This window comes from Pseudophaeobacter sp. (assembly GCF_039971195.1).
Classification (GTDB): domain Bacteria; phylum Pseudomonadota; class Alphaproteobacteria; order Rhodobacterales; family Rhodobacteraceae; genus Pseudophaeobacter.
This window is the reverse complement of record NZ_JBDWPJ010000023.1, coordinates 1-5,561: the sequence shown is the minus strand read 5'-3', so window position 1 is coordinate 5,561 and position 5,561 is coordinate 1. Positions and strand designations below refer to the sequence as shown.

Here is a 5,561-nt window from a genome sequence, read left to right as displayed (position 1 = left end):
CGCGATATCGGTTTTGGGTATTGAGCGCAGCGTGATCACGACCTTGGCCTCTGTCTCGCGCAAAATGGCGCTGATCTGTTCCGGTTCGAGTAGCGGATTGATCGGCGTGACAATCCCCACCGACATCGCCCCCATCATCGCAACCACGGCTTCGCAGCAATTGGGCAGGACCAGCGCTACAACGTCGCGTGGACCAATGCCCAGCCCATGCAGCATATTGGCGCATTGGGTGACTTGGGCTTTTAAGTCGCCGTAGCTGAGTGTGCGGGCCGGATCCGTCGGTCCCGAGGTCAGCTGAAAGGTCACGGCGGGGCGGTTGGCATGTTTGCCTGCAACCCCGTCGAGCATCTCATAAATTGTCTTATAGGGTTGAACCCTGTCCCAGGATGTTTCTGCTGCCAGGGCCCGTTTCTCGGCATAGGCCTGCTGCAGCTCTTGGTCCTGTTTCGCTAGATCTCTTGTATCCGCCATTGTGTCTCCCTCCCTCGGCAAGAATGCCGGTCCCAGGCACCAATCTGGGACAGGAGCACAGCGCTTGGCGACAGTTTTTGTAGGCTACGTGGCGAGACCGTAGAGTGGGGATTGCAGGAAGAATCCTATAACAGGCATATTTTTAAGGATAAACTGGGGGGAACTGGATTGGTTTCTTAAACTTGACATCGCTAAGATGTATCGACCATCTTAGCGATGATAAGATTGAGTGGGGAGGAGAACCATGAAGGATTACGATGCAATCGTGATCGGAGCGGGCAATGCGGGGCTCACTGCGGCAGTGACTTTGCAACGCGGCGGGATGCGCACCCTGCTGCTGGAACGGCACAATATTCCCGGTGGCTGCGCCACCTCATTTCTGCGCGGAGACTACGAATTCGAAGTCGCCCTGCACCAGCTTTCGGGTCTGGGCACCAAAGACCAGCCGGCTATTCTGCGCAGCGTCTTTGACAAGATGGGGATCAGCGACAAGGTCGAATTTGTCGAAGAGCACCACCTCTATCGCTACGCGGTTCCCGGTGTGATCGACATCACCCTGCCTGCCAGCGTCGAAGGTATAGTCGAGGTCTTGAGCGCCGCCTTCCCAAAGGAGGTGGGGAAGCTCAAACCTTTCCTGCAACTTTGCGAAGTCCTGACGATGGAGGCCTATCTGGCCCTGCCGCGGGCCCGTGCCTCGGGTGACCCGGAGATGCTCAAGCGCAATTGCCGGAACTTTGTCAAATACGGGCTGCGGGACGCGCAATCGGTGCTGGACGAGTTTTTTGACGATGGCGTGCTCAAGGCCGTTCTGGGCGGTTATTGGGGCTATATGGGCTTGCCGCTCAAAGAGCTGCCTTTCTCCGACCTTGGCGTGATGCTCTATGCCTATGCGGCGATGAAGCCCTGGCATGTGGTGGGTGGCTCGCAATCCCTGTCCAATGCGCTCCTGGACAGCTACCTGGAGGCCGGGGGCGAGGTGCGGTTCAACTGTAGTGCCGAGGAAATCCAGACCGAGGCTGGCGGAGTCTGCGCGGTGCGCACTGAACATGGCGAGACCTTTACCACCAATCAGGTGATTTCAAACGCGAGCTCGATCCTGACCTATAATCAGCTGCTGGATCGGCCCGAACTGGCCGGGGAGGTCCGTGAAGATTTCAAGTCGCGCCGCATGGGGGTGTCTGGCTTTGTGCTCTACCTCGGGTTGGACTGCACCCCAGAGGAGCTTGGCCTGACCTGCGCCACCAATTTTGTCGCCTCGACCCTGGATGATGAGGCGCAGCATGCCTGTGCCAAAACGCTGGAGGGTGCACCCAAAGGCTGCCTGTTCACCTGCTACACGGTAGGCGACGAAACCCTTGCCCCAAAGGGCAAATCCGTAGTGGCACTGATGTGCCTGCAATACGGCTCCGCCTGGGATGATGTTGCTCCCGAAGACTATGCAGCAACCAAATTTGCCTATGCGGAAAAGCTGATTGATCTGGCCGAAACCGTTCTGCCGCCAATCCGTCAGCATATCGAAGAGATCGAAGTGGCCACACCCATGACCATGATGCGTTACCTCAATACGCCTGGTGGGGCGATCTATGGCTTTGGCCAGGACATCACCGACCACGGCGCGGTACGGGACCGGGTGCGCCCGGTGGATGGGCTGCATCTGGCAGGCGCCTGGAGCGGCATGGGGGGCTTTCAGCCGACCTATCAGGCCGGGGCCTCGGTGGCGGGATCGATCCTGCGTAAACAGAACAAGAAGGGGGCCTGAGCCATGGCGACCAAGGATATTCGCAGCGTCATCGACGGGTTCGACCAGGCACGTTCCTTGATGCAGGACCGGGCAGGCATGGGACAGGATTTTGCCCAGGAAGGTGCCCGCGTGCAGGGCAAGATGCGGGCGCTACATCCTAAGCGACTGAAGCTGGCCGTTTCAGATGTCATCGCGGAAACACCTAGCAGCCGCACCCTGCGCTTGACCTGCGATGACGGTCCCCTGCCGCCTTTTCTGGCTGGCCAATACATCAACCTTTTTGTGACCGTGGAAGGCGTTGAAACGGCGCGTCCCTTTGCGATCTCCTCGGCACCGCAAGAGCGGGATTATTATGATCTGACCGTGCGCAAACTACCGGGCGGCTTTGTCAGCCCCTGGCTGGTCGAGGGGCTGCAGCCCGGTGCTCAGGTCACCTCGACGGGGCCGATGGGCTCCTTTTACGTCAATCCGATCCATCATGGCGATGATCTTGTGTTCCTGGCGGGCGGGTCAGGCGTGGCTCCGGCGATCAGCATGATCCGTGACATCGCCGCGACAAAGCGCCCCGTGCGCTTTCATCTGATCTATGGATCTCGCCAGGCTGATGACATCATCTTTGACCGCGAACTGGCAGATTTGGACGCTGCGCATGATTTCCTGAGTGTCACCCGCGTGATCTCGGAACCTGATGAGGACTACCAGGGAGAAAGGGGCTTCATTGATGCTACCCTGCTGGAGCGTCTCTGCGCTCCCTTAGCGGGCAAAACTGTCTATCTTTGTGGCCCGCCTGCAATGAATGAGGCCTGCGCCGGTGCGCTGCGCGCGGTCGGGGTCCCCGACAAAAGGGTTCACATCGAAGCCAACGGCCCGCCAGTTGATCCCACGCTCTGTCCGGGTTGGCCCCAAGACCTGCAGGCTGATGCGCCTGTCACTGTGACGGTTCGCGGGCAGGGGTCTTTTGAAACGCAGGTCGGCGAACCGCTGCTGAATGCCCTGGACCGGGCCGGCTATCAGGTTGAGAACGCGTGCCGCTCCGGCGAATGCAGCCTCTGTCGGATCAAGGTGATTTCCGGTGAGGTTTTCAACCCGTCCGAAGCTCGTCTGCGTCAGTCGGATCAGAAATTCGGCTGGGTGCATGCCTGCGTTGCCTACCCGTTGTCGGATTTGGAAGTCTTGATTTAGAGGCCAATATCGGCGTTCACCCGCCCCCGGACTGGGCTGGTGGGCGCGCCTGTGTTTCCATCAGGATGCGCAGGATCTCACCGGCACCTTCTGGGGGGGGAGTGATCAATCCGTCTCCGATCAAAGAGGCAAGTCCATGCACCGCGCTCCAAGCCCCCTGTGACAGGATCTCGGCCCGCTTGGGGTCTCGCACCAAGAGGGCGAATTCGGTCAGAAGTAGAGCGTAGGGTCGCTGTGCTACAATGACCAACTGATCCTGACTGTCCGGCTCTGCAGCGGTGTCCGTAACCGGCGTCATGATTGAAATCATCAAACGATACAGGTTTAGGTGTTCTAATGCGAAGGCCACATAGGCCTCGCCAAAGGCGATGATCTGGTTGGCTGATGTCAGGTCTGGGGCTCTGCGTGCCTCCATCGCTGCGGTCAGGTCGGCAAACCCAGTGGCGCAGATTGCCCGCAACAGGGATTTCTTATCCGGGAAATGCGCATAGGGGGCGGTGCGGCTAACCCCGACCTGCGCTGCAACCGTTCGCAGCGACAGTGCGTCAATTCCCTGCTCCTGCAGCAAGTCGCGCCCGGCCAGAACAAGAGCACGCGCCAGATCGCCATGGTGATAAGACTTGGTCTTTTTGGCCATCCTGCCCCGCTGCAATGCCCTCCGGATATTCGCAATTCGATTTGCCGGACTTTGGGGGCAAGGTCTAGCTTGGATTGCAGAGCGGGGTCAAATGGACACGAAGCCGCCTGGGGGTGCCAGTTAACACCAACCTTGCGGTCACTTTCTACTCTAACCGCATCAATGGCCTTTGCCAGTGCTTTACGCGCTGCATGGAACTGGCGATATCGCCACGTGCAAGATCCGGTGACCGGGCAATACCCGCCAGAGCAAACCATCGTCAGCAATATTGAATACGCTCCCTATGGGCCGACACGCAGCCTGACCTATGGTGATGGAGCCACCCAGACCCGCAGCCATGACAGTTCTTACCGGCTGACGCGCCTGCTGGATGATCTGAACGGTACTTCCTTGCGCGATGTAAGCTATGGCTGGTCGCTGCGGGACAATCTGTTGTCGACCACCGACAATCTGGATGTAACCCAGAATGAGGCTTTCCAATACTCCGCCCAGCAACGCCTGTCTGATGCCGATGGTGCCTATGGCGATCTGGATTTTGCCTATGATCTGAACGGCAACCGCACCAGCCGCAGCGTGACCAGCAATGGCTCCACCCAGAGTGAGAGCTACAGCTATCCGCTCAGCTCGAACCGGTTGCAAAGCACCGCCTTGGGCACCAGCAGCCGGGCGCTGAGCTATGACGGTGCGGGCAATGTCACCAGCGATAATCTGGACGGCAGCATCTATACCTATAGCTATGACGCCGCCAACCGGATGACCGCCCTGTCGATCAATGGCGTCGCCCAGGCTGAGTACCGCTACAATGCCCTGGGTCAACAGGTCAGCCGCTATCTGGTGGCTGAGGATAAGACCATCCACACCATCCATGATCTGGATGGCAACCGCATTGCCGAGTTCGAATACGATCCCATCACCCGCGCCACCGTGCTGCTGCGGGAATACATCTGGCTCGAGGGGGAACCCATCGCGGTGGTGGAGAATGACCAGATCTACTATCTGCGCACCGATCACATCGGCCGCCCGCGTTTTGCCACCGATGCGGCGGGGCTGACCGTCTGGCAGGCCAACTATCTGCCCTTTGGCAAGCTGCATGTCACCACGGGCAACAACCCCGATCTGCGCATTCCGGGGCAATGGTTCCAGGCAGAGAGCGGCTTGTTTCAGAACTGGATGCGCGACTACGACCCCACCCAGAGCCGTTATCTGCAGGCTGATCCGTTGGGCCTGGTCGACGGGCCGAGCCTCTACGGCTATACTGGTCAAAATCCAATGAAGTTGACTTGCTCCCCTGAAAGGCTTTGTTGCACAAATAGCCTGAGGGGATTCATCTTGTGAATCCAGGATGATAACTAGAGGCTATGAGCAGTTGGGCCCCTACGAAATACAAGATCAAGAACTGGTCGGCTTACAATGAAGCGTTGAAGCGTTGCGGATCGCTTTCAATCTGGTTTGATCCTGAGATGATTTGGACACCGCCACCAAGCGGCAAGCGCGGGCGGCAGTCCCAATTCAGCGACGCTGCAATCCAGA

Annotated in this window: 5 protein-coding genes and 1 pseudogene; 4 read left to right on the top strand and 2 right to left on the bottom strand. The window is 58.7% G+C overall.

The annotated features are described in order from the left end of the window. Nucleotides 1–471 (bottom strand): AMP-binding protein (locus ABJP42_RS01645; RefSeq protein WP_348338158.1); only part of this gene is annotated, 471 nt, incomplete at its 3' end. 244 nt (nucleotides 472–715) lie between these two features. On the opposite strand from ABJP42_RS01645, the gene ABJP42_RS01640 reads away from it, so the two are divergent. Further along, nucleotides 716–2,230 (top strand): phytoene desaturase family protein, encoded by a 1,515-nt coding sequence (locus ABJP42_RS01640; RefSeq protein WP_348338157.1) that lies wholly within the window; start codon nucleotides 716–718, stop codon nucleotides 2,228–2,230. 3 nt (nucleotides 2,231–2,233) lie between these two features. Then, a complete protein-coding gene (locus ABJP42_RS01635) occupies nucleotides 2,234–3,394 on the top strand; it encodes a 2Fe-2S iron-sulfur cluster-binding protein (RefSeq protein WP_348338156.1) in 1,161 nt (386 codons plus the stop codon). A gap of 16 nt (nucleotides 3,395–3,410) precedes the next feature. Here ABJP42_RS01635 and ABJP42_RS01630 read toward each other — a convergent pair whose 3' ends face one another. Beyond that, a complete protein-coding gene (locus ABJP42_RS01630; RefSeq protein ID WP_348338155.1) occupies nucleotides 3,411–4,031 on the bottom strand; it encodes a TetR/AcrR family transcriptional regulator in 621 nt (206 codons plus the stop codon). Nucleotides 4,032–4,193: 162 nt separating this feature from the next. On the opposite strand from ABJP42_RS01630, the gene ABJP42_RS01625 reads away from it, so the two are divergent. Continuing rightward, a complete protein-coding gene (locus tag ABJP42_RS01625; protein WP_348338154.1) occupies nucleotides 4,194–5,366 on the top strand; it encodes an RHS repeat domain-containing protein in 1,173 nt (390 codons plus the stop codon). A 23-nt stretch (nucleotides 5,367–5,389) separates the two neighbouring features. Further along, nucleotides 5,390–5,561: pseudogene (locus ABJP42_RS01620) on the top strand (IS5/IS1182 family transposase); the annotation flags it as partial.

What these genes read in the sequence shown, in the direction of transcription:
- ABJP42_RS01640 (WP_348338157.1), top strand. Translation starts at nt 716, where the DNA reads ATGAAGGATTACGATGCAATCGTGATCGGAGCGGGCAATGCGGGGCTC.
- ABJP42_RS01635 (WP_348338156.1), top strand. Translation starts at nt 2,234, where the DNA reads ATGGCGACCAAGGATATTCGCAGCGTCATCGACGGGTTCGACCAGGCA.
- ABJP42_RS01630 (WP_348338155.1), bottom strand. Translation starts at nt 4,031, where the DNA reads ATGGCCAAAAAGACCAAGTCTTATCACCATGGCGATCTGGCGCGTGCT.
- ABJP42_RS01625 (WP_348338154.1), top strand. Translation starts at nt 4,194, where the DNA reads ATGGCCTTTGCCAGTGCTTTACGCGCTGCATGGAACTGGCGATATCGC.